Here is a 24,464-nt window from a genome sequence, read left to right as displayed (position 1 = left end):
AAACTTTACCTGTAACACGCCCCTATGAGCCGACCTATAATATTTTCCATTGATGATGATCCGCAGGTACTACGGTCCATCAGCCGCGACATCCGGTCGCAGTATGGCAAAGAGTACAAAATACTGAGCACAACATCGGCAATTGAAGCACTGGATACCCTTACCGAATTAAAAAACGGTTCGGATGTTGTGGCTTTGTTTTTATGTGATCAGCGCATGCCCGAAATGGAAGGCGTTAAATTCCTTGAACAGGCAAAAAGGATTTATCCCGATGCCAAACGTGTGCTTTTAACAGCCTACTCAGATACCGAAGCCGCCATCAAAGCAATTAATGATGTGCAGCTTGACTATTATCTCATGAAACCATGGGACCCACCCGAGGAAAAACTTTTCCCGGTATTAAATGACCTGCTGGAAGACTGGCAAAACAACTACGTGCCCGAGTTTGTAGGCATTAAAGTAGTTGGGTACCAGTTTTCGCCGCAATCGCATGTGATTAAAGATTACCTTGCCGGTAACCTCATCCCCTATCGCTGGCTGGATATTGAACGCAACGTTGATGCTGCAAGCATCCTGGCACTCAATAAACTAACCGTTGATTGCCTGCCTACCGTATTTTTTGAGGATGGCAGCTATCTGCAAAAACCAACCATACAAGGAATTGCGGCCAAACTGGAGAAGAACCCACAAACGCTTACCGATGTTTACGACGTAGTGATCATAGGTGCGGGCCCTGCAGGCCTTGCCGCCGCAGTTTACGGCGCATCTGAAGGGTTAAAAACACTGCTGATAGAGCGTAAAGCACCAGGCGGGCAAGCTGGCACCAGTTCGCGTATTGAAAACTACCTTGGTTTCCCGGCAGGCCTAAGCGGTGCCGATCTTACCCGTCGCGCCATAAGCCAGGCCATGCGTTTAGGAGCCGAGTTTTTATCGCCCCAGTCGGTAAGTGACATCAAACAAAAAGATGGCTACAAAACCATCATATTGGATGACGGGCCTGAAATTATCAGTCGTACGGTAGTCATCACCACCGGGGTTGATTACCGCAAACTGGAAGTTAAGGGCGTTGAAAACTTTACCGGGGCGGGTATTTATTACGGCGCCGCCACTACCGAAGCTTCGGCCTGTATTGGTAAGGATGTGTATGTAATTGGCGGCGGCAACTCGGCCGGGCAGGCAGCTATGCACCTTTCAAAATATGCCACCAAGGTACATATCGTTATCCGCCGGGAAGATTTGGTGGCTACCATGTCGGCTTATTTAATTACGCAGATTAGCGAAACCCCCAACATCGAAGTAATACCTGATACCGAAATTATTGAAGCACACGGCGGCAACTGCCTGGAAAAACTAACCATCAAAAACTGTAAAACACAGGAAACGGTTACCAATAAAGCAGCGGCTTTGTACATATTTATAGGTGCAAAACCCTATACCGACTGGATAAAACTTGACATTATTAAGAACAACAAAGATTTTATTGAAACCGGCCGTGATTTGCGTGCTTACGACAGCTTCCAGAAGATCTGGAAGTTAAAACGCGATCCGTTTTTATTGGAAACCAGTTGCTCGGGCATTTTTGCCGCGGGCGATGTGCGTGCCGGGGCCATGAACCGCGTGGCATCTGCCGTAGGCGAAGGCTCCATGGCCATCAGTTTTGTACACAAATATTTAGCAGAAAATTAATAATGATGCAGGACGATGAAACTTGCCAGCACCTGGCGGCTGTTACCGATATAAAACAACCACAAGATTACGTTTGTGAGGAGTGCATTAAAACGCACTCCTCATGGATGCACCTGCGCACCTGCCAAACCTGCGGCGTAACGCTATGCTGCGATAGCTCGCCCAATACCCACATGACCAAGCACTTTCATGCTACCGGGCACCCCGTAGTGATCTCGGCCGAAGCTGGTGAACGCTGGCTGTGGTGCTATGTTGATGAATTGGTGCAGGGGTATTGATGTCGGAATTCGGATGTTCGATTTTGGATTTTTTCTGAACCAGGATTAAACAGATTTATGAGATTATACAGGATTTTTTTCGGCACGCAAATCAAATCCAAGGAATCCGATAAATCTGCGTAATCCTGGTTCAGACAAAATAATCCCCAAATAAAAAAATCATCTACACATCTGAAATCTGCACATTTGCACATCTATTCCTGCAAATACTTATCCAAAGATATTGGCCCCGAGCCTAAAATGGTGAATATTACCAGTAGTACCAGGGCGATGTAAGATGGCCATGCCAGGGTATTGATAGGCTCACGGAAAGCGCCAGTACCAGTAAGTAAAACAGCGCCAACTACTATCGGGATCTGGATAATACTGCCCAGCCGCGTTAAAATGCCTAAAGCGATAAGGATGCCGCCTACCATGTGGGCAAATGTTACATAGTAAACCAAAATCATCAACACATCGGGCGATAGGATCACAAAATCCTGGCTTTCAATTAAACTTCTGAGGTAGGCCGTGTTATCCATAAACGCGATACCTTTCAGCAATAAAAACACGCCAAGTGCAATGCGTACCAGATCAAGGAATTTAGGGTGATGAGTATCGCCCCAATGTTCAATTTTATGAACTAAGTTCATGTTGGCCTCCTTTTTTTAAAGGTTAAATTGGTTTTAAATGAACAGCGGCTTTATTGGGTTAAAGGGGCCGGTCACCATATATAAATATAGTAACAAACTTGTTATAAATGCAAATTGTTTGCAGTGAGGACGCCAAATATTTTTTTTTAAAAACTTGCTAATTTTAATATTTGACGATTGTGCCATTATTCAATTCGAACCATTGACCTCCGATAAAAACATATTTATTATCTTCTAAAATTACTTGGGGGAAATTACCTTCAATTTGTTGTTTGTAGGTTGTGTCCGGATAGCTAACCTTTAATGTATCGTATAAATTCTTTTTTATACTATAAAATACCTTTAGTTTCCTATCAAAATGCAACTTGCTACTATTTGTATAATCATAATCTGTTTCAGGATTGATCGAGGAAAGTGATTTATCTCTTACGCTTGCATTAAGCACGTAATCTTTTTTATGATTGACTAATGCAAACTTTACATTATAAGTTTTAACCAATTCAGACTCCCAATCTGAATATCGTAACACGTGTAATGCTTCATACAGTTTATTATTACTCACACATAATATCAATGAATTTCCAAGTCCTAAGTTTGAACCGCCCCTGACTTCATAATTTATTTCGAGAAATTTTTTACTTAAATATGTTGTTTCAGGAAACACGTCCCAATAATCAAAAACCTTAACTGTATCTTTTAAGTATATTACACACAAAATATTATGTACATAATCAGGTAAAACTTTTACCCTTACCGTTCTACCTTCAAGAGATTGAATGTTAAAAGTTCTTGTATCCTTTTTAGTCTGAACTATTCTGTTCTCCAATAATTCATCCTGGGCAAATAATGCACTTTTAGAGATGAATAAAATCAGTGATAATACGAATAAGAAACGCTTGCTCATGTATCAAAAATTATCTTTTGGGTTTAATTGCATTGGGTTGGTACATTATTATTCGGAGATATTGTCTCGGTAAGTATGCCGTGGTTTAAATCCAAACTCTGAAATTATTTGAGATAGCTTTCAAAGCTCATGATCGGCCAGCCATTTCCGCAGCGTGGTCAAATCTTTTTGCACGGCGTTTACAAAAGCTTCCTTACTTATACTTAGCTGTTTGGCACCGTCCTGGGCACCGCCCAAATCGTACTCACAATGCAGGCTCATGGGACCGTTAATGCCTTGTTGTTTTAATATGCCAAAATATTTTTGAAAATCTACCATACCCTCGCCCAAAGGCACACTTTTTACCTGCCATTTACCATCTTTTTTATCCCAGTAAAAATCTTTTACGTTGATGGTTTTAATGTTGGGCACCAATAACTGCATGGATGTGGCCCAGGTATCGGCACCTTCGGTTGTGGCGTGCCTGATATCGTACTGGCAGCCTATTAAATTAGGATCAAGTCCTTCCAATCCCAACCAAAGATCCCACACCGAAGCACCAAACAGCTCGCCCGAGTGATTTTGATAAGCACCATGCATGCCATACTCGCTATTAAGGCTGGCCAGTGTTGCAAACTGTTTGTTAATGGCTTTCAGGTTTTCAAGAATGGTGATGTTTTTATTATAATCGAACCAGGCGGTGCGGTAATACTTAATACCCAGTGCCGATGCTGCTTTCAAAATATCGCGTGTATACTTTTCATCCGGCGATTTGATGTTGGTTACAATGGTATAAACTTTTAAACCTGCTTTTTCAACAGCGGCCACCGCTTTAGGGAGATCCGTAGCCACGTTTTCGGGCAGTACATGACCATCGGGCCTCACGGTTAAATCGACACCATCAAAACCCATTTGAGCGGCCAGATTGGCCATATCGGTATAGTTTAACCAATGCAGGTGTTTGGAGAAGATGCTTACTTTAATTTTGTTGGCAGCGGATAAGTCTTTGTTGACATTAGGAATATTTTCCGGAAGATGCTTCAATAACACTTTGCCCGATGCCCTTCCCCCTAAGGTTAAACCGGCAGCAGCCATAGCGGTAGTTGCAATAAATTTTTTGCGGCTGATATTTTCCATAAGCTTTAGATAATTGGTACGGCAATATACCAAAGCTTAACGGCATCCTGAAGCGGAAATTGAAGATGAGTTAACCCGCACTTAATTAATCGAAGCCGAGGTACTCTTTTTGTTTTACCTGTACAAATCCATTGGTGTTATCCCTGCTGATGTACATGGTGATATGAAAAAAATCATTGTCGAAAAGATAGATGTTATTTTTTACATCGACACCCTGAAAACGCATACGTATGCCCGAGCTTTTAGCCTGGGTCATGAGGTTAAATACCTGTACCGCTGTAGAGGTTTTATAAGTAACCGTACGCAAAATAGCACCGCTACTTAATTTAACAAACTCACCAATCTCTACCGATTCTTCTTTTTTATCGGCACCCGCCTTTTTTAAATGTTCAACTACATTACCATCAACAACCTGCGTATATTCCTTTTTGAAACCTTTTGAAAGCACAACATAATTGTGCGCATCCTCGTTAGCAAGGCTGGTTAAATTGGTAAGATCATTTATGGTGATGCTTTGCCCAAACAAATCGGCACATCCCAAACACAATAAGGTTATAAACAGGTATTTCTTCATCAATTTTTATGTATCCAAATATACTTTTTTAGCAATCAATTTTTATTGGCCCGGGTGATACGTTTTTTGAACGTGCTTTAGCACATCTTCCTTATAAAACCAAACATCCTTAAACTTCCCATCTATGATGCCCTGCGCCTGGTCGCTAAAGTTTTTCGACTGCGGATCAAACGATTGACCGCCCGTCATGATACTTTTAGCTTTTACCTTTGGCCCAAACTCCACCACTGCTAAAAAGCTATTGCCCGAGTAGCCGTAACGTTTATTAGTATTAACCGTGCGACTCTGAAACGATGGCAATTGCCCAAAGCCAGACCCCGTTGCCCCAACCGGGATACTTGGCAGGTTATCATCAAATGTTATGCCATCGGCCGGTCGCTGGTAACGGTTCATATCGCCCCATTTAACTTCCCAGGTGCCAAAGCGGCTTTGCAGGTTTTGTATCACAGCTGTTAAAAGTGCCAGCTGTTGATTATGCGGCGTTTGTTGGGCCAATGCTTTTATACGTTGGGTAATAAACGTACTCTCCTGGTCGGTTTTGGGCGGAGGTAATAACTTTAACATCAGCGTACCCCATTCAATAGCCAAACTGCTGGCTACCGAGTTTACAGCGGTGCGCCTGTCCCAGGCCTGTAAAACCTTTATAGGCTGTGCAAGTGATGCTTTTACAGAATCGGGCGCTTCATTATAGGCTTTAAACAGCGGCGGCAGTAAATCATCAAAGGCTGCCAGGTAATGGTCATATCCTTTGGCAATTAATCCATCGAGCGTTAAGTTATTAGCATCCTTTAAAACGTTAATAGCGGTAATAGCCCGGTAGTTTTCACCATCGGGGGCCATGTAAACAGGGTATTTGTTTTTATCCGGACTGCTTGCCCCTGCCCCGGTAAAGGGCGTCGAATTACAATTCTGAATCCAGCCGGATGCGGGGTTGGTAATAGTAACTATTTCTTTTAAGGGATGTACACCCTGCCATTCCGTTGCCGATGTACTACCATCAACGGGGAGACTAAAATCATATTTGGGGTTGCGTTTGGGGATAAAATTGCCATACCAGAAAATGGTATTACCCTTATCATCGGCATAAACCGTGCTGTTGGTTGCGTTTGATACCAGGTCCATCGCTTTTTTATACTCGGCCAGGTTATTGGCCTTAGTAATCTGCCATGATTCCAGCAGGGCGTTATAGGATCGGTTATTGGCTTTCAAAGCCAGCCACCGGCCATCGCGGCTGCCCAATACCGGGCCGTGATGGGTATAGTAAGCTACAACGGTTTTCTGCTCTGTTTTACCACCTTTTTTTATGTTGATGACCAACTTACGGGTGGTAACGGGTTTTAAAGCGCCATCGTACTCATAGTACCATTTGCCATCCTTCTTTACCATTTTTTCGGCATACAGATCGGCTACATCGGCGTAGCTGCTGGTGTGCATCCAGCCAAGGTGCGGGTTAAATCCCTGGTAAATAAAAAACTGTCCCCAGGTTACCGCCCCATAAGCGTGCAACCCTTCTTCGCTTACCAACTCTACCTCGCTCCTAAAATAGAACGGCACATGCGGGTTGATATACAACAACGCATGCCCCGATGCCGACCGTGATGGCGATATAGCAAAGCCATTAGAGCCGGTTTCGCGTTCGTTAACAAACTCGTAAGCTTTACCGGGATGATTGATCACCGCGCCTATCTTTTCGCCTCCATCGGCATAAAACGCCTTGGTTTCATCCAGTTTAATTCCGCCGGTTTCGGTAGCGGCTACACTCCCATCGGTAAACATTAAAGCGTACCATGGTTCAAAACGTTTAAATACTTTAGGCTTTACTTCGGGGTGTTTATACAGGTAATAGTTAATGCCATCGGCAAAAGCATCCAACAGTTTTTTAAACGCCGGGGCGCTTGCTTTATAGTCCCTGATGGCATCGGCGCTATCGGCTATCAATTGCAGTTGAATATCTATAGCTAAACTGCTTTCGCCATCTACTTCGGCCTGCCTGCCCAACTGGTACAGGTAATTCCGTTCAACGCCTTTAAAATTATCCTCGCATTGCGAGTACATCAACCCAAAAACAACATCAGCATCGGTTTTACCATAAATATGAGGCACGCCATAATCATCACGAATGATGGTTACCGCTTTCGCTAATGCTTCAGCCCGCTTAATTTCTTGTAGGTTAAAAATTTGGGAGAATACAATAAATGGAGAAAATAATAAAATAAAAATTAAACTAATTTTCATAGTAACAATATTTTTACCGAAACAAAAAACAATTATAGTAGCCCGGCTGTAATGTCATATTAATAATGTTGTGTAAATTTGATGCTTTAAACATAATATTTACATCTAATCTGCGTTTTCTTTCAATTATTCATAATTCGTAAAAACTCAGCTTTAATATTTTGCCTTTGTTGAGGCATATCACAAAGTAATAAAATTTTTGTTTACTGGTTACTTATAGCAGTAAATATATAAGAGCTTGGATGCTTGTTTTACATGAGATCTGAGGTTTAGTTGATACAATATCATTTGAGACATGATATTGCAGTGCGTTCCGGGGTGAGATACGGAACGCATTTTTTTTTAGTTCATTGGTTCACTTGTTCATTAGTTTATTGGTCTTAGCAGATGGGTCGCTTTAATAAATAGCGAGTTATTATACTTTTCAGCACCTAACCACCGAACTAATAAGTTCTCCAACATTTCACCAATGAACTAATGAACCAGTGAATCAATGCCCCTTATACTTCGCCATTACCAATAGTACCATGCGGTTGTAGGTTGCCAGGCCCCGGGGCTGGTTGTTTGCTTTGAGGAAGTTGTCGTAAAAAATACTGCTGATGGCACCCAGCTTATTTTCATAGGTGATCCAGTAGTCGCGCTCAATAACAAAATCCTGGTGCACCTGTTTGGATATCATGGCTTTTAGTTCCTTGTGCGCTGTGGTATCACGGCGGCGAAGGGTGTGCATAAACTCATCTACAGCCAAATGGTAGGCTGAGTATCTTAATAAACGGTCTTTTGAGTTGATACCGATGATAAACCCCGCAAAATCAGCTTCGTCCTCGGCACCGTAACCAATTTGGTGCGACATTTCATGACAAGCTACAAACGGCCTGTTAAATACCGGCATGGCATAATTGATCTGCGCCTCGGATGTAAACGGATTGTAATAGCCCGATGTACCCATATAGTTCATAAAAAAGGTAAGCATCGATGGCTTAATACCCGGATGAAAAGCCCGAAAATTGACGGAATCGGCCGAGAGGGCGTTTACAGCGTTAACCGCTGTTTGGTAAATGGTGCTGTTGCTTTGTGCCAGGTCGGCTGCAGTTACACGGGCACGGCAGGCATTGGCGCTATCGATGAGCAATTTGGTAACGGCTTTAAGATCGGCCGTGGTAAAAGTAGTATCGCGCAAATTAAGTCGCTCGGCCGCCGAAGGACGAAAATAGTTCATCCCCCAAAACAAATAAAAGGCCAGTACTCCTACCTGCGCACCCACTACCCAACCTAACAAACTGATTGCCGCTTTTTCAAACTGTTTTTTAAACAACAGCTTAACAATACGGATGAAACCCCAAACAATGGCTATTATAACAATGGCGTATAACACATCGCCAATGCTAAACGGAAACAGGTTTAATATAGGATGAAAAATCCAGCAGAGAAGTTTATAAAAACCGCCGGAATAATAGCGCTCAACCACTTTGGGATGATCGGCCAGCATCATCAGCATAAAGATAGCCAGGGCCAGTAATAATATAGTGACGATTCTTTTTAACAGTGGATTTTTGCTGATGTACTTACGCATTAAGTAAATATAAACTTATTAAAATTTGTTTATTAAACACCTCAACATTGAATATCATAGACCGAACTATCAACCTACAAAAAAAGCTCCGGTTAGGGAGCTTTCTTCGTAAAATGAATTACTAAAATTATTTTACTGATACCGGAACTTCAACAGTATCCCACAGCAAGCTGAAACCTTTTGCAGATACGGTGTACACCAATCTTTCGTGTTTAGCAGCAGTTTTACCTTTTACGGTTACACGCAGGGCATCCTGTTTTTCATCATATTTAAAAGCGCCCCATTGTTTGGCTACTTTGTTAAAAATAACTGTCCAGGTACCACTTTCGGCAGGGATCAGGAAAAAGCCATAGGTACCAGCTGCAAGTGCTTTACCTTCTACTTTAATAGCTTTAGTAGTTGTAAAGGTAGTAGCTTCGTTAGCACCTGCGCGCCATACTTTACCGTAAGCTTCAAGGCCACCCCAAATTTTACGACCTTTAACCGATGGACTGCCATAGTTAATGGTAATGGTTGAACCGGCAACTTTACCGCTAACGCTATCGCGTGGGCTTGCAATTGGTTTATCCTGTGCTTTGGCAAAAGTTACCGTTAAAAGCGCGAAAGCAAAAAGCAACGCTGCTTTAATTTGAAAAGATCTTTTCATAATAGTTCTCATGATTTTTGTTTGGTATAAATATAGGATGAAATTTATGTGAGTAGCAATTTGTTATTTAAAATTAACATCACCCTTTTGTTTAAAAATTACTCCTTCAGTTAAAACACTTGATACACGGCATTGTTATCCTGATAAGAATACCACATTGCAGTTAGGAATTGACCTTAAGGTTAAACGAGCCAAAAGGTTAAACAATTGTTGTGGTTTTTTGACCCTTGCCGCAAGGCAGGGGTTTTTATTTGTGTTTTACTCTACTTTGTACACGTAAACACCACGACCGAGGTTGCCATTTTCATCAATGCCTTCAATTACAACGCGGTAATTACCCTTACCATTGGCATTAAAATAATCAAATGAGGCACTGCCATCTTTATCGGTAACCAGGTCGGGGTTCCAGTAAATAGTGCGGCGATCGTCGGGCCCGGCATTTGGTGTTGAGCCGCCATATGCTGGCGAATAAAACGTGCGTGCTTTATAAAATCCCTTTGGCGCATAAGTTATTAAACCGGGGGCCATCGTTTTGTTAATGGGCATCGATTTATTTTTTATAGTTTTAATTAACAAAACACCGTTTGCCCCCCTTACACCATAAATGGCGGCGTCGTTATTCTTAAGTACCTTTACACTTTCTATATCAACAATATTATAATCGTCTATGCCCGTTCCGTCGGCTTGGGCTACATCATCTAAAACTATTAACATTGGGCCACCCTGCATCAATTCACTTACCTTATCTGTAAGATACGGCACCCCACCGCGTATAGCAACACCATTTAGCCGCCCTGCTAATCCGTTGGCCAACGAACCCTGATCCCTGATCTGGTTATTGCTTATGGTTTGGGAAGCATGATCCGGCCCTATGTAACTCTTATCAGCAACAACAACCTCTTTTAACATTTTACCGCTTGCATCAGCCAGGAAAACCGGCTGTGTTTTGCCGTTGGGTTTGAGCAAGGCGGCGGTTGCAGTCAATTCAGGCAAAACATTGCCGGTAACTGGTAATGGCTTTTGCTCATCCATGGTTATTAATACATTGCTTTTACCAGTGCTGGTTTTAGCCTGGATCACAAACGGTGTATTATCGTCATAAACCAGGTTGGGAAACGTAAACTTACCATTTGCATCGGTGGTTTGGCTTAACATATTGCCGCCGCTTTGAGTTAGTAAGGTCACACTGCCGTTTTCAACAGGTGTACCATCTTTGAGGGTAATGCTACCAGAGATATCAATCCCTTTTTCAACCGGGTAAGTTGCGGCTGTTGCCGCTCCAGCACCCAATAGCTGCTTCCACTCAAACCGGCGATAGCCTTGTGTAAGCATCAGCACGTCAAGATTGGCCCGTGTATCATTAGTAACATTAGCAAAATAGTAGTTAGGCTGTTCTACCACACCCTTTAGTTGCGATGTAAGCAAGAGATGGGTGAGTATAGTAGCTTCGGCGCTTTCATCAACCGGGATCTTTGTGGCGTCAATAACCGACGCAGAGAAATACCCGGCAACCGGCTTATCATCCTTTTTAGCATTTAAAGTAATGTGTACTTTTCCACTAGCGGCATAGGTCGGTTTATCAGATGCTGTTTGAATATTGATGAGGTCATTATTCTGGATAAATGCCAGGCGTTCGTTCATGGGTTCGCCTGTATTTGAAAACAGTGTAACCTGTACTACACCTATCTGAAAATCTTTTTTGGCCAGGTTAAGATCAAGCACCTGGCTGTCCAGCACCGTTTTAACCGATCGTACCGATCCGTTTGAATAAATAACCACGCTTATTTCTTTATTCTTATTTTCGATATAATAGGCCTTGCTGGCATTGATCTCTATCAGCAATTTACCAGGGCTGTCGTTATTTACCAGCATCGTCATCCCTTTAACATCGGCCCTGGGTAAATCTACAGTGGCTTTTGTACCATCGGCATAGGTAAGTTTAGCCTTGTAGGTACGCCCTTCAACCGGGGTTATAAAAATGATTCCCATCCCAAGGTGTTTGGCCTCAAACTTAGTTACCTCGGTATTTAAGTTATCAACAACCACGCCTTTAACATCCACGCCTACCCCATGCTCATCTACGGCTTTAAAAGCCAGCTTAGCAGGTATATCGTCCACAAATGTTCCCCCTTCGGCAAAAAACTGGATGTCGAATTTATTGGTTATTTTGGTTGATCTGGTACTTAGTGCCTGTGTTTCGGGCACCGTGCTGTTAATGGTTACAGGTTTATCAAAAATATTAGCATCGGCGTTATTGAGCATCCACCTGGTATACGCCCTGATGTGGTAGATTCCTTTAGGTAGATTTTTAGCCAATGCAAAATCGCCCCAGGCCAGGCCATTGTTAGTTTGTAACTCTATATTTTTCACCAATGAATCGGCCTTATTTAAGAGATCGACGTGCAAAACACCGTTTAACTTTGAAAGCTGATGTTGCTCGCCAAGAGTAAGGTAAGCTTTAAAGTAGATGGTATCGCCGGCGTTATATCGCGCTCTGTCAAAATGCAGGTACACGTTTTCAGCTGCCTTGGTGGTTGATAAGGTTTGCAGGTGAGCCACAATATCATCTAAAGAAATGGCAGGTTTGGTAATTTGTGAAAAAGCACGCGCAAAAAAAAGCAGGCACAGGACTGTGAATGATACTCTTTTCATACAGGGAAAGGTTAGCAGAAACGGTTTACAATTGGTGATTAAATATACCGTATTTCCCTGTACAAAAGCAAATTAATTAAAATACCAGGCAGGTATTTGTTAATAAATAATCCAGGCTATTGCAATTCGGCATTTTCTTTTATTTCCTCCCAGTAAACAGTTTCAAGATAAATTCCGTTTTGAATAGCCACCCGGGCTTTTATTTCCTGCAGTTGATTTTTGATCTCTTCGGCATCGAGGTTGCTGCTTATGGAGTGATAATAAATTGCATAACCAGTTTTACTGTTTATAAATTTATAGTGTTTATCAGCGGGTTTCATGATGTTTAGCTTATATAATTACAATATGCTGAACACGCATATTGTTTTACTATTAAGCAAATGTTACAAAGTATTTTTAAGACATACTTTGGGTGTTAATTGTACACTACAACAGCAAACAATTTCATAATATTTAGTTAACATCTACTTAACAATTGCGTGACTTTTACCAACAAATTAATAGCTACATTTAGCTGCATAAATATTTACGCATGATTGATGCTAATTAGTTAGCATACACACATTTAACTTAGAGTCATTTTAAAAAAGATCATAAAAAGTTCAAATCAATGTCGATATTTCCAAATTCCAACCAGGTTTTTTATGATTTATTTAACAGGGCCGTTGCTAATACCAGCGAAATGGCAACGTTACTTAACAATGCGGTAAACACCACCGACACCTACGAACAAAAATTTCAGTTTACGCATATTGATAAATTAAAAACCAAAAGTTACGAAATAACCCACCAGGTTTTTACAGAATCGGGCCGGATGCTGATCTCTCCTTTTCAACGTAAGGACATGTGCGATTTAGCTGCCGCCATTGATGACGTGGCCGATAGCATTGCCATGGCATCGCGCAGGATTAACCTGTATGATGTACCTAAAATTACCCCTCCTATCATTAACCTGGCCGAGCTTATTTTTAAAACTGTAAAAGCCCTTGAAGAAGCTGTAAAAGCAATGAACAACCTGAGTAATTCGACCCAGATTTTTGAGCTTTGCAACAACATTAAACAACTGGAATACCAGGCCGATACCGTTTACAACGAAGCCTTTGCTGACCTGCTGGCCAACGAAACGGATGCCATACAACTTATCAAATACACTGATGTATTTATGGCCATGGAAACAGCCACAGACAGCTGCGAAGATGTAACATTGGTTATTGAAAGTATTTTGATAAAGAACGGATAAAAGCCTCACCCCGACCCTCTCCAAAGGAGAGGGAGGTAAAAAATTAAGGAAAAAGCCCCATTCAGTAAAACTGAATGGGGCTTTTTCCTTAATACCAAAATAGTAATCATGCAAATCAAAGTCCTCTCCTTTGGAGAGGATTTAGGTGAGGCTCTTATCTTCCCTTATCCGCCGGCCCATCATCAGACTTGCCCTCGCCCTCGCCTTTGTTATCCTTGTCCTTCTTAAAGTCGAGCTTGCCAAATTTGTAGCTTAGACTGATACCGAATGATTGTACCGGTACATAGCGTACATTGGTTAAGTTAAAGTTACTGCCGTAAGTTGTGGAAGTTTGACTAACATATTTTGCAAACGGGTTTGATGCCGTAAGCCCTATGCTGGCTTTTTTGTTCATGAACATTTTGCGCATGGCAAAGTTGTAAAACACAAACTTAGGCTGGGTTCCCTGGATGCCTTTTTGCGATGAGTTGTAATTGCCAAAAAATTCGGCACTCAGGTTTTTAGCAAATTCATATTGGGCATTCAGGTTTAAACGATAAGCAAAACCGCTTACACTTGGGCTACCCGGGTTGTTACTTGTCCTGTTGCTAAAAATCATGTTGGTACGTAAGTTGAAGCTTTTGGTAACCGGTAACGACGCATAAATGTTAATACCTTCCCTAATTTCGGATCCTAAGTTATAGCGCTGACTTAATGATACATTGGTGTACGTGGCACCGTTGATGCGCAGCGTATCGTAGTATGTGGTAAAACGCTGTATATCATCCGTGTTTTTGCGATAGAATGCTGCGATATTGATATTGGCACCTTTTTCAAAGGACTTATTGTAACCTAATTCAAAGTTATCACCACGCTCGGGCTTCAAATTAGGATTCCCGGTGCTGATGTTGTGCGGATCGCTGATGTTCAGGAAAGGGTTCAACGAGCCATAATCGGGCCTCTCAATTCTACGGGTATAACTTAATTTTACCGATGCCGATTCGCTTAACTTATGCGAGAACACCAATGAGGGCACCAGTATATTATAGTTAGGAATATTTGCATTCTGGAAATCGGCCTTGGTTACGGTATACTCATCCCTTAAACCACCCTTAATATCCAGGAAGTTATTGAAAACCGATGCGGTTAATGATAAGTAATACGCGTAGATCTTACGATCATAAGTAAACCCATACGTTTGATCGCTGTTGGGTACAAAAGTAGTACCGCCCGATAAGCTATCGGTAATCACATTGTTTTTAATATTGTTGAAATCGAGCTTGGCGCCGGTTTCTATCGTAAAATCTTTGGCTACCGGTTGCGTATAATCAACTGAAATTTGGGTTTCCCTGTCCTTGCCTGGGTTGGTATTGGATATTCCTGTTGATTGTACACCTGTAGGCGATGTGTAATCTGTTTGTTGGAATGAGCTAAAGCTGTTGTTACCAAAGCTTGATGAGTATAACACATCCAATTCCTGGCCTTCTTTTTCAAAGGTTTTTTTATAGCTTAGGCTAAAATCTGTTGACCGACCACTGAATTTGCTATTTGAATTACGGATGCTTGCGGTATCAGCAAGCAGGCCACCCGCTGCATTTACCATCCGCTGATCCTGGTTGGTAATACCGTTGCCATGGTTGCCAAAATGATCAAAGCCAACAGCCGCGGTTAAATCATCATGCTTGCTGATGTTCCAGGTAAAGTTTAAGCCCGATTGGTAACCATTCCTCCTGAAATTGTTGGTACCATCCTGGAACAAGGTATTGGTATTGCCCGCCCCATCAGTTGATACACGGTTAGTAGAAGTTGGCGCATTACTATTGATCTGAGCGTTGCCGCTAAAAAACGCGTTAACACCAAAATTACCTTTACGCACATTTAAATTGAATGATCCGTTTTCTCTGCGGGTACCGGCTGATAAGTTAACGCTGCCATTAACACCTTCAACACGACTATCCTTTAATATAATGTTCACAATCCCTCCTGTACCGGCAGCATCATACTTTGCACCGGGGCTGGTTATTACCTCTATACTTTTGATCTGGCTGGCGGGGATACTGGCCAGCGCATCGGCCAGGCTTGCGCCAAAAATGCTTGATGGCTTTCCATTGATTAAAAATCGGATGTTGGCATTACCCTGCAACTCCACATTACCATCAATATCAACAGTAATTTGCGGTACTTTTTTCAAGATATCAATGGCTACACCACCCTGCGCGCTCAGGTCATTTTGCGGGTTATAAACCATTTTATCTATTTTATTGGTAACCGTTGGGGCCTGGGCGGTAATGGTAACACCTTTCAACTCTTTAGATAAAGAGGTTAACAGGATCTCGCCTAAATTTAATGTGCCGCCCGCTTTAACAATCACATGCTCTATAGTTGCACGCTGATAGCCCAGAAAATCAGCTGTTATTTTGTACTCTCCGGCCGGAACCTGGTCTACCGTAAAATAACCTTTAGGATCGGTACTGATGCCATTAAACGGCGATGTAGCACCTTGCTTATAAACAGATATGGTAGCATAATCAACGCCTTGTTTGGTACCGGCATCAGTAACCTTGCCGGTAATTTTACCCTTGCTTGCAGGAGCCTGGGCAAAGGCGTTAATAGCTAAAAAAAAACTAAGAAATAATATAACCCTTACTTTCATTACTTTCGAAAACTTCATTTGCGGCGAAATTGAAAAGAAAGATTGGATTAATCCTGAATTATGGTGTGTTTGTTACATTAAGGTTAACTCATCAACAAACTTGTTACAAATTAGTAGCAGGTATCAACTAATAAGGTGCAATATTAAACGATTTCAGGAATTTTGATCGCGACTGACAAATACCACTTTTTTGTAGAGACGCATATTTTCGTCTCCCGCGTGCAAATCAAACACGCAAATCGTTCATGAATATCGGCCCCCGCAAATCCGCTCTGTATAGCTGGAGACGCAAATATGCGTCTCTACAAAAAAAATCTTTTAATTTTCCCTTCTTAATTCTTGACTCTTTTTCAAAATATCAACACCAGCGTTCCGCCGATGATCAATATCGCCCCCATAGCATTCTTGAGGGTTAACGGCTCGCCAAGGAATATTACAGACAGGGCTATAGCCAGCGCCACGCTCAGTTTATCAACCGGTGCCACCTGCGATACTTTTCCTAACTGCAGGGCCCGGAAGTAACAGATCCAGGATAAACCTGTTGCACAGCCGGATAGAATGAGAAACGTCCAGTTAATTTTGGTTAAACCACCAATGCCCTGTGCGCTGCCCCTGAATAATACAATGCCCCAGGCCAGGATAAGGATGATTACCGTACGAATGGCCGTAGCCAGATCGGTATCAACTCCTTTAATGCCTATTTTGGCAAATATTGCGGTTAGGGCGGCAAACAAGGCCGAAAGTAATGCGTAGATCCACCACATAGTATTGAGTTTTAAGTGTTGAGTTATAAGTTCTTTTGACGTATAATATCTTAATTGCAATAAATGTTTATAGCAAGTTAATTACCACAAAACTGAGGTTTGATCTTGTATTAAATCTGGTTAAATACAGAATGTATACAAAATGAACTGTTAGTTTTGAATGATATATATTGGGTTAACTTTAAACTTAATTAAATTTAACTTATTACTCAAAACTTACTACTCAAAACTATAAATGAAACTGCTGATCATTGAAGACGAGGAAGGTTTGCGCGAAAGTATTGAAGAATACTTCAAAGGCGAAGGCAACATTTGCGAAACCGCGGCCACTTATGCTGACGCTGTAAGTAAGGTTGAGCTGTACCGCTACGACTGTATTCTGTTGGATATCACCCTGCCAGGCGGCAGCGGTATCAGTATACTCAAAAAACTAAAGGACCATCATTATACCGATGGCGTGCTCATTATATCGGCAAAAAACTCTCTTGACGACCGCCTGGATGGTTTAAATTTAGGCGCCGATGATTACCTGGTGAAACCATTTCATTTATCGGAGTTAAAGGCCCGGGTATCGGCCATCATTCGCCGTAAAATGTATAATGGCAGTAATTTACTGGTGTTTAATGAGATCACCATTGATTTGCAGGCAAAAACAGTAAGCGTGCTTGATAAACCCCTAAAATTTACACGCAAGGAATTTGCCTTGCTCATTTACTTTATTGCCAATAAAGGCAAAGTAGTATCCAAAAACGCCATAGCCGAACATCTTTGGGGCGACGGTATTGACCTTGCCGATAACTTTGATTTTATATATTCGCATATCAAAAACATCCGCAAAAAACTAATTGAAGCTGGTGCCAACGATTATATACATGCCGCTTATGGCATGGGTTACAAATTTGCAGATCAGTGAAACTCCTTACTTTATATAACCGGGTAAACATCATTACCACTATAATAGTAATGCTCATTACCGGCATTATTTATTACCAGGCCATCAGCTGGATCCTAATAGACCAGAACGATAAGGCCCTCATGGTTGAAGAAAACGAAATTTTCGACTATGTAAAACTTAACAACAAACTTCCCCAGGAGTTTGACAGTAAGGACCAGCAGATCACCTTTACCGAGGCAGCACCCAATTCAGTAACGCGCGAGTTTATCAATACCGATTATCACAAGGAAAAAAACGAGTATGAATCGGGTCGCGGGCTTATCACTTCGGTAACTGTAAATGGTAAGTATTATAAAATCCTGATCGTTGAATCGAAGGTGGAAACCGAGGATTTGATCCAGATCATCTTTGGCATTACTATCGGTGTTATTTTATTGTTGTTGTTGGTATTGTTAATTGCCAACCGTTTAATTTTAAACAGGCTGTGGCAGCCTTTCCATGCAATTTTGAAGGAGATGAAAGTCTTCAACTTAGCAGAGAATAAGGAAATAAGTCAAACAACTACGCGTATAGATGAATTTGCCGAATTAAACCAGGCCGCTACAACACTGACTTCCAATGCCCGGCACGATTATAAGGATTTAAAGACTTTCACCGAAAATGCATCGCACGAATTGCTTACCCCTATCGCGGTCATTAACTCCAAGCTGGATACGCTAATCCAAACCGAAGACTTTAGTGAGCAGCAAAGTAAATTGCTAACCGATTTGTACAGTGCTGTAGCCCGGTTAAGCCGCTTAAATCAATCGCTATTATTATTGGTTAAAATAGAGAACCGCCTGCTTACCGATCAGCAAACCATCAATCTTGAAGAATTGGTACAGGAATTATTAGCCCAGTTAGAAGATATTTTTAGCGATAAACACATCAGCATAAAAACAAACCTGCAAAACAAGCAAATAAGCGGCAATCAATACCTGATGGAGATTTTGCTGAATAACCTGATCATAAACGCTGTAAGACACAATCACATTAATGGCGAGATCATCATCGAGCTGACCAATGACGGGCTTTCCGTTAAAAACACAGGCGATACCAAAGTGCTTCAAGATGATAAGATCTTTACCCGTTTCCACAAATCCGATAAGTCTGAAGGCAGCGGATTGGGCCTAACCATCAGTAAGCAAATTTGTGAAAACATGGGCTGGCAACTTAATTATCAATACATAAGCCCTTATCATACTTTCATCATTGTATTTTAAATGTGACAATCCACCTATCCTATTTTTTTACAGAATTACGCGATACTTTCGCTATGTTTAAAATGGATTTATAACGAGTTGATGAAGTTATTTTTTAGCCTTATACTATTTACGTTTATTTATACTGCTACCCGGGCGCAAACGTATACGCTTGATCATTATATTGAACTTGCCCAAAATAACAGTCCGCTTTTAAAGGATCTTAAAAACCAGGTTGCGGCAAGCCGGATTGATAGCTTACGATTGAGGGCCGGTTTAAAACCCCAGGTTAATTTAAACAGCGGCGGCTATTATGCGCCTGTTATTAGTGGCTATGGTTACTCTGGCGCTATTACCAACGTACAAACGTTTAATGCGCTTTTGGGCGTAAACAAGCAATTTATAGGAAAACAACACCTAAGTTCGCAGTTGGCGGCAATTGATTTGCAGCGCGATTCGATTATCAACAGCGGGGCGGTATCTGCACAGGATTTAAAGAAGACCGTAACCGGCCAGTATATTACAGCTTATGGCAGTTTGCAGCAGGTTAACTTTAACCGCGACATTGTAAAACTGCTTACGCAGGAAGAAGGCCTGCTTAAAAACCTTACCCGTACCAATGTTTATAAACAAAGCGAGTACCTTGCTTTTTTGGTAACCTTAAAACAACAGCAATTACAGCTTACGCAAGCGCAGCTGCAATACAAAAATGATTATGCTACGCTTAATTACGTGGTTGGCGTTGTTGATACCGTTACTGTTGATCTTGGCGAACCTACAATAGAACCCACTATAAGGCCCGATGCTGCCAACAGTATATTTTTCAGGCAATTTAAAGCCGATAGTTTAAGGCTTGTTAACACCCGTAGTTTAATTGATTACAGCTATAGGCCAAAGATTAATGTTTTTGCCGATGGTGGTTACAATACCGATTTTACGGGCCAGGCTTATAAAAACTTTGGTACCAGTTTTGGCTTTAGCATCAGTATGCCTATTTATGATGGCGGCCAGCGTAACCTGCAGTATAAAAGGCTTAAACTACAGGAAGAAACAAGGTTAAATTATAAATCGTTTTTTAACTCCCAATACCTGCAGCAAATAGCGCTGCTAAACCAGCAGATAAACGAAAACAATAACCTTATCAACCAAATAAAAGAACAGATAAAATATGCTGAAAGTTTAATTAAGGTTGATACCAAACTGCTGCAAACAGGCGATGTAAAAATTGCCGATCTGATATTGGCAGTAAATAGTTACTACTCCATAACCAACCTGCTTACCCAAACTACTGTGGCAAAACTTCAGCTTATCAATCAATTAAATTACTGGAACAAATAGCATGAAAATATATAAAACGGCCTGTTTGCCATTTAAAAGCCTTTTAGCCATTTTAACAGCAGCGGTAATCTGCTCATCATGCGGTAACAGTCCTGCTGCTGCCGGTGCGGCCGATGCCGCCACCCCAGCCACTGTAACGCCTGTAAAAGTTACTACTGTTGATCAAAGCTCGCTTACCGATTATATTGAACTTAACGCTACCTCATCGTTTCTTCAAAAAAACTATGTTAAGGCAAATGCCATAGGGTATATTCAAAAAGTAAATGCTCAAATAGGCCACTATGTAAATAAAGGTGAGGTTTTGTTTACCATAAAAACCAAAGAATCGCAAAGTATTGGTAACAGCATCAATATATTGGATACCACCTTCAAATTCTCTGGCGTTAACAAGATCAAAGCATCTGAGCATGGTTATATTACCCAGTTAAGCCACCAGGTTGGCGATTACGTGCAGGATGGCGAACAATTGGCCGTGATAAGTGATCGCAGCAGCTTTGCCTTTATCATGCAGCTCCCTTATGAGTTAAGGGCCTCTGTAAGTAATAACCAGGATGTGCTGCTTACCCTGCCCGATGGCACCAAACTAAATGGCAAAGTAAACTCCTTTATGCCATCGGTTGATACGCTATCGCAAACACAGGGCGTTGTAATTAAAGTATCAGGTAACAATACCATACCAGAAAATTTAGTGGCGCGTGCGCGGATAGTAAAAACAGCTAAATCAAATACCATATCCCTACCCGCTTCGGCAATTTTATCAAACGAAACCCAAACAGAGTTTTGGGTAATGAAATTGATTGATGCCAATACGGCCGTTAAAACGCCGATAAAAAAAGGTATTGAAAGTGGTGATAAGATAGAAATTTTGTCGCCCCGGTTTTCGCCCAGCGATAAGATCATCATTAGTGGTAATTACGGTTTGGCAGATACGGCTAAAGTTAAAATTGTACAGTAATGGCTAAAGCAGACGAAACAAGAACAGTAAAAGCCGAAAACTTTTTCATCTTTTACCGTAAGCCCCTGTTGCTGGTACTTTCGCTTACGTTAATGGGCGGCATATTTGCCTACACCAAACTTCAAACCTCGCTTTTCCCCGAAATTACCTTTCCTAAAATTAAGGTAATTGCCGATGCCGGTTTACAGCCCGTAAATAAAATGATGATCACGGTAACCAAACCGTTAGAAAACGCAATAAAACAGGTACCCGCGTTACAAATAGTAAGGAGCACCACAAGCCGTGGCAGTGCCGAGATCTCGGCTTATATGGATTGGAACGCCGATATAGACCTAAGCAAGCAACAGATAGAATCGCAGATAGCCAAAATCCAGAATACATTGCCGCCGGATGTAAATATCTCGGTCGAGAAAATGAACCCCTCTATTTTACCGGTAAGCGGGTACACGTTAGAGAGTCATGAACGGTCGCCCATTGAATTAAAACAGCTGGCCACATTTACCGTTAAGCCGTTTCTATCGCAAATAAACGGGGTATCAGAGATCAGGGTAATTGGTGGTAAAACCAAAGAATACTGGCTGGTGCTTAACCGCGAAAGGATGACAGCCCTGTCATTAACGCCCGATATGATCAGCAACGCGCTGGCGCAAACCAACTTCATTAAATCGGAAGGATACCTGTCTGATTATAAAATGCTTTACTTAACCGTAACCGATGCCACTGTAACGGCAAAAGATCAGCTTGAAAATATTGTTATCAGCAACAACAGCAAACGGGTTATCCAGGTAAAAGATATTGCTTCGGTACAAATCAGCGAGGGTATCGAATACACAAAAATTAATGCCAACGGGCACGATGGTGTATTGATAGCGGTTATTAAACAACCGGATGCCAATTTGATATCGCTGTCAGACGATATGACTAAAAAAGTGGCCGCTCTGCAAAAAATATTACCTAAGGATGTTACCATAAAACCATACTATGTACAGGCCGATTTTGTTAACGACTCGGTTAAAAGCGTTACCGACAGCGTTTGGATAGGTTTATTGCTGGCCATCATTGTGGCTATTATTTTTCTGCGCTCGCTTAAGGCCAGCGCAACTATTTTAATAACCATCCCGGTAACGCTTTGCCTTACATTAATTGTACTTTACGTAATAGGCTACACCTTTAATATCATGACACTGGGTGCCATAGCAGCCGCTATAGGTTTAATTATTGACGACGCCATTGTGGTGGTTGAACAAATTCACCGTACGCATGAAGAACACCCCGACGAGCCAACCAGCAGGCTTATCAAAAAAGCGATAGACTACCTGTTTCCGGCTATGCTGGGTTCATCCATAAGTACCATTGTTATTTTTGTGCCCTTTTTATTGATGACGGGTGTTGCCGGTGCTTATTTTAAAGTGATGACCAATACCATGATCATTACGCTTATCTGCTCGTTTTTTGTTACCTGGATAGGTTTGCCTGTTATATACCTGTTTTTAACGCGTAATCACCATGGTCATGCCGCAAATGCTAAAGAAGAAACACATGAGGTAAAAAGACAAGGATGGGTTTCCTTTTTTATCATGAAACCATTCATCAGTATTATGATCATGCTGGCATTAATAGCGGTGATCGTTTTTATCCCATCTAAATTGGAGACCGGCTTTTTACCCGATATGGATGAAGGCAGTATTGTGATGGACTATAGCTCGCCCCCGGGCACTTCTTTAGAAGAAACAGACCGGATGCTGCGCGAGGTTGAAAAAATTGTTACCAAACAGCCGGATGTTGCCGCCTACTCGCGCCGTACAGGAACGCAAATGGGTTTCTTTATAACGGAGCCTAATACCGGCGATTACCTTATACAGCTAAAAAAGAACCACGAAAAAACTACAGAAGAGGTCACCAGCGATATCAGGAGCGAGATTGAAAAAACACAGCCAGCTCTTCGGGTTGATTTTGGACAGGTGATCACCGATATGCTGGGCGACCTGATGAGTTCAACACAACCTATAGAAATTAAGGTTTTTGGCGATGATCAGCGAGTTTTACAGTCGTTATCAAAACAAATAGCCGCCGAAGTTACCGCCGTTAAAGGCACTGCTGATACCTTTGACGGTATAGTGATAGCCGGCCCATCGGTAAGTATTGTGCCCGATTATAAAAAACTTGCGCAATATAATATTACACCGGCCAGCCTGCAGTTCCAGGCACAAACGGCGCTTGATGGTAATGTGGTAGGTAATTTATATGAACCTCAACAGCTGTCGCCAATCAGAATGGTTTACCCGGGCAACAGGTCATTAAATGTTAACGATATCAAGAAGCTTAATGTATTTTTAGCTAATGGCAAACTGATCCCTATTGATCAGCTGGCTACGGTAAAAATAAGCGCGGGTGATGCCGAAATAAGTCGCCAGGACCTACAATCAATGGGGGTAATTACCGCCCGCCTTGAAAATAGCGATTTAGGCACCGTAATCCCGGCTATACAAAAAAACATAACCGATAATGTTAGCTTACCCAAAGGTTACCATATTGAATATGGCGGCGCTTATGCCGAGCAGCAACAATCCTTTAAAGAATTGCTTATCATCCTTATTACCTCAAGCCTGCTTGTATTTGGCGTGATCTTGTTTTTATTTAAACAGTTCAGGATAGCGATACTGATTTTAGTAATGGCGGTTTTGGGTATTTCGGGAAGCTTTTTAGCATTATTTATTACCCATACTCCGCTAAATGTTGGTAGCTATACCGGTTTAATTATGATAGTGGGCATCATTGGCGAAAACGCGATTTTCACTTACCTGCAATTCAGAGAAAGTGCCAGGGAAAAATCGGTGAATGAGGCTATTATTTATTCAATTTCCACACGCTTACGACCAAAACTCATGACCGCCCTGGGCGCTATTATTGCACTAACCCCATTGGCATTGGGCATTGGTGCCGGTGCTCAATTACATCAGCCACTGGCTATTGCTGTTATTGGTGGTTTCCTGGTGGCGCTGCCTCTGCTGTTAATAGTTTTACCAAGTATGATGAGAATTTTGTATCGCAATGGCTTTTCAACTCCTGCTGTAGAACAACAGGCTAATCATATTTCGTAACC

Annotated in this window: 19 protein-coding genes; 8 read left to right on the top strand and 11 right to left on the bottom strand. The window is 41.8% G+C overall.

The annotated features are described in order from the left end of the window. The first annotated feature begins 24 nt into the window (after window positions 1–24). Window positions 25–1,686, top strand: coding sequence for a response regulator (locus tag FHS10_RS06110; protein WP_259088446.1), 1,662 nt, complete (start codon window positions 25–27; stop codon window positions 1,684–1,686). 2 nt (window positions 1,687–1,688) lie between these two features. Next, complete coding sequence (locus tag FHS10_RS06105) at window positions 1,689–1,964, top strand: UBP-type zinc finger domain-containing protein (protein WP_259088445.1); 276 nt, start codon at window positions 1,689–1,691, stop codon at window positions 1,962–1,964. A 194-nt stretch (window positions 1,965–2,158) separates the two neighbouring features. Here the strand turns inward: FHS10_RS06105 and FHS10_RS06100 are convergent, their stop codons facing one another. From FHS10_RS06100 to FHS10_RS06060, 9 genes are all read right to left on the bottom strand, one after another. After that, entirely contained in the window at window positions 2,159–2,596 is a 438-nt protein-coding gene (locus FHS10_RS06100) for a DoxX family protein (protein ID WP_259088444.1), read from the bottom strand. A 163-nt stretch (window positions 2,597–2,759) separates the two neighbouring features. Then, the gene (locus FHS10_RS06095; RefSeq protein WP_259088443.1) at window positions 2,760–3,500 is read right to left on the bottom strand and encodes a hypothetical protein; all 741 of its coding nucleotides are present in this window, start codon (window positions 3,498–3,500) and stop codon (window positions 2,760–2,762) included. A gap of 120 nt (window positions 3,501–3,620) precedes the next feature. Continuing rightward, window positions 3,621–4,616, bottom strand: a complete 996-nt coding sequence (locus tag FHS10_RS06090) for a sugar phosphate isomerase/epimerase family protein (RefSeq protein ID WP_259088442.1) — start codon at window positions 4,614–4,616, stop codon at window positions 3,621–3,623. 85 nt (window positions 4,617–4,701) lie between these two features. Then, window positions 4,702–5,190 carry a hypothetical protein gene (locus tag FHS10_RS06085; RefSeq protein ID WP_259088441.1) on the bottom strand — a complete coding sequence of 163 codons (489 nt, stop codon included), beginning with the start codon at window positions 5,188–5,190 and terminating at the stop codon, window positions 4,702–4,704. 42 nt (window positions 5,191–5,232) lie between these two features. Beyond that, on the bottom strand, window positions 5,233–7,425 hold the full coding sequence (locus FHS10_RS06080) for a penicillin acylase family protein (protein WP_259088440.1): 2,193 nt from the start codon (window positions 7,423–7,425) through the stop codon (window positions 5,233–5,235). Between the two features lie 490 nt (window positions 7,426–7,915). Then, window positions 7,916–8,998: a DUF3810 domain-containing protein gene (locus tag FHS10_RS06075; protein WP_259088439.1), complete on the bottom strand. Its 1,083-nt coding sequence runs from the start codon at window positions 8,996–8,998 to the stop codon at window positions 7,916–7,918. Window positions 8,999–9,125: 127 nt separating this feature from the next. Further along, window positions 9,126–9,644 carry a DUF2911 domain-containing protein gene (locus FHS10_RS06070; protein ID WP_259088438.1) on the bottom strand — a complete coding sequence of 173 codons (519 nt, stop codon included), beginning with the start codon at window positions 9,642–9,644 and terminating at the stop codon, window positions 9,126–9,128. Window positions 9,645–9,902: 258 nt separating this feature from the next. Further along, window positions 9,903–12,296, bottom strand: a complete 2,394-nt coding sequence (locus tag FHS10_RS06065; RefSeq protein WP_259088437.1) for a carboxypeptidase regulatory-like domain-containing protein — start codon at window positions 12,294–12,296, stop codon at window positions 9,903–9,905. A gap of 116 nt (window positions 12,297–12,412) precedes the next feature. Continuing rightward, entirely contained in the window at window positions 12,413–12,616 is a 204-nt protein-coding gene (locus FHS10_RS06060) for a hypothetical protein (protein ID WP_259088436.1), read from the bottom strand. A 290-nt stretch (window positions 12,617–12,906) separates the two neighbouring features. Here FHS10_RS06060 and FHS10_RS06055 point away from each other — a divergent pair, with 290 nt between their 5' ends. After that, window positions 12,907–13,536: a DUF47 domain-containing protein gene (locus tag FHS10_RS06055; RefSeq protein ID WP_259088435.1), complete on the top strand. Its 630-nt coding sequence runs from the start codon at window positions 12,907–12,909 to the stop codon at window positions 13,534–13,536. 154 nt (window positions 13,537–13,690) lie between these two features. On the opposite strand, the gene FHS10_RS06050 is transcribed toward FHS10_RS06055, so the two are convergent. Together FHS10_RS06050 and FHS10_RS06045 are read right to left on the bottom strand one after the other, a co-directional pair. Continuing rightward, window positions 13,691–16,186 carry a TonB-dependent receptor gene (locus FHS10_RS06050; RefSeq protein WP_259088434.1) on the bottom strand — a complete coding sequence of 832 codons (2,496 nt, stop codon included), beginning with the start codon at window positions 16,184–16,186 and terminating at the stop codon, window positions 13,691–13,693. A 332-nt stretch (window positions 16,187–16,518) separates the two neighbouring features. Then, on the bottom strand, window positions 16,519–16,932 hold the full coding sequence (locus FHS10_RS06045) for an EamA family transporter (protein ID WP_259088433.1): 414 nt from the start codon (window positions 16,930–16,932) through the stop codon (window positions 16,519–16,521). A gap of 235 nt (window positions 16,933–17,167) precedes the next feature. Here FHS10_RS06045 and FHS10_RS06040 point away from each other — a divergent pair, with 235 nt between their 5' ends. The 5 genes from FHS10_RS06040 (at window position 17,168) to FHS10_RS06020 (ending at window position 24,462) form a co-directional block, all read left to right on the top strand. Next, window positions 17,168–17,845: a response regulator transcription factor gene (locus FHS10_RS06040; protein WP_259088432.1), complete on the top strand. Its 678-nt coding sequence runs from the start codon at window positions 17,168–17,170 to the stop codon at window positions 17,843–17,845. Next, window positions 17,842–19,089: a sensor histidine kinase gene (locus FHS10_RS06035; RefSeq protein ID WP_259088431.1), complete on the top strand. Its 1,248-nt coding sequence runs from the start codon at window positions 17,842–17,844 to the stop codon at window positions 19,087–19,089. Before FHS10_RS06040 ends, FHS10_RS06035 begins: the two co-directional genes overlap by 4 nt. Window positions 19,090–19,170: 81 nt before the next feature. Then, entirely contained in the window at window positions 19,171–20,406 is a 1,236-nt protein-coding gene (locus FHS10_RS06030) for a TolC family protein (protein ID WP_259088430.1), read from the top strand. Window position 20,407: 1 nt separating this feature from the next. After that, entirely contained in the window at window positions 20,408–21,361 is a 954-nt protein-coding gene (locus FHS10_RS06025; protein ID WP_259088429.1) for an efflux RND transporter periplasmic adaptor subunit, read from the top strand. Beyond that, the gene (locus FHS10_RS06020; RefSeq protein ID WP_259088428.1) at window positions 21,361–24,462 is read left to right on the top strand and encodes an efflux RND transporter permease subunit; all 3,102 of its coding nucleotides are present in this window, start codon (window positions 21,361–21,363) and stop codon (window positions 24,460–24,462) included. The genes FHS10_RS06025 and FHS10_RS06020 overlap by 1 nt, the downstream gene beginning before the upstream one ends. The last annotated feature ends 2 nt before the right edge of the window (window positions 24,463–24,464 follow it).

Source organism: Mucilaginibacter dorajii (assembly GCF_024808255.1).
Classification (GTDB): Bacteria; Bacteroidota; Bacteroidia; order Sphingobacteriales; family Sphingobacteriaceae; genus Mucilaginibacter; species Mucilaginibacter dorajii.
This window is presented reverse-complemented; position numbering and strand designations above follow the sequence as displayed.

Excerpts from the sequence above, each read along its gene's own strand:
- FHS10_RS06090 (WP_259088442.1), bottom strand. The coding sequence starts at position 4,616 with ATGGAAAATATCAGCCGCAAAAAATTTATTGCAACTACCGCTATGGCT.
- FHS10_RS06095 (WP_259088443.1), bottom strand. The coding sequence starts at position 3,500 with ATGAGCAAGCGTTTCTTATTCGTATTATCACTGATTTTATTCATCTCT.
- FHS10_RS06075 (WP_259088439.1), bottom strand. The coding sequence starts at position 8,998 with ATGCGTAAGTACATCAGCAAAAATCCACTGTTAAAAAGAATCGTCACT.
- FHS10_RS06070 (WP_259088438.1), bottom strand. The coding sequence starts at position 9,644 with ATGAAAAGATCTTTTCAAATTAAAGCAGCGTTGCTTTTTGCTTTCGCG.
- FHS10_RS06060 (WP_259088436.1), bottom strand. The coding sequence starts at position 12,616 with ATGAAACCCGCTGATAAACACTATAAATTTATAAACAGTAAAACTGGT.
- FHS10_RS06020 (WP_259088428.1), top strand. The coding sequence starts at position 21,361 with ATGGCTAAAGCAGACGAAACAAGAACAGTAAAAGCCGAAAACTTTTTC.
- FHS10_RS06030 (WP_259088430.1), top strand. The coding sequence starts at position 19,171 with ATGAAGTTATTTTTTAGCCTTATACTATTTACGTTTATTTATACTGCT.
- FHS10_RS06025 (WP_259088429.1), top strand. The coding sequence starts at position 20,408 with ATGAAAATATATAAAACGGCCTGTTTGCCATTTAAAAGCCTTTTAGCC.
- FHS10_RS06040 (WP_259088432.1), top strand. The coding sequence starts at position 17,168 with ATGAAACTGCTGATCATTGAAGACGAGGAAGGTTTGCGCGAAAGTATT.
- FHS10_RS06065 (WP_259088437.1), bottom strand. The coding sequence starts at position 12,296 with ATGAAAAGAGTATCATTCACAGTCCTGTGCCTGCTTTTTTTTGCGCGT.
- FHS10_RS06050 (WP_259088434.1), bottom strand. The coding sequence starts at position 16,186 with ATGAAGTTTTCGAAAGTAATGAAAGTAAGGGTTATATTATTTCTTAGT.
- FHS10_RS06045 (WP_259088433.1), bottom strand. The coding sequence starts at position 16,932 with ATGTGGTGGATCTACGCATTACTTTCGGCCTTGTTTGCCGCCCTAACC.
- FHS10_RS06110 (WP_259088446.1), top strand. The coding sequence starts at position 25 with ATGAGCCGACCTATAATATTTTCCATTGATGATGATCCGCAGGTACTA.
- FHS10_RS06105 (WP_259088445.1), top strand. The coding sequence starts at position 1,689 with ATGATGCAGGACGATGAAACTTGCCAGCACCTGGCGGCTGTTACCGAT.
- FHS10_RS06080 (WP_259088440.1), bottom strand. The coding sequence starts at position 7,425 with ATGAAAATTAGTTTAATTTTTATTTTATTATTTTCTCCATTTATTGTA.
- FHS10_RS06055 (WP_259088435.1), top strand. The coding sequence starts at position 12,907 with ATGTCGATATTTCCAAATTCCAACCAGGTTTTTTATGATTTATTTAAC.
- FHS10_RS06100 (WP_259088444.1), bottom strand. The coding sequence starts at position 2,596 with ATGAACTTAGTTCATAAAATTGAACATTGGGGCGATACTCATCACCCT.
- FHS10_RS06085 (WP_259088441.1), bottom strand. The coding sequence starts at position 5,190 with ATGAAGAAATACCTGTTTATAACCTTATTGTGTTTGGGATGTGCCGAT.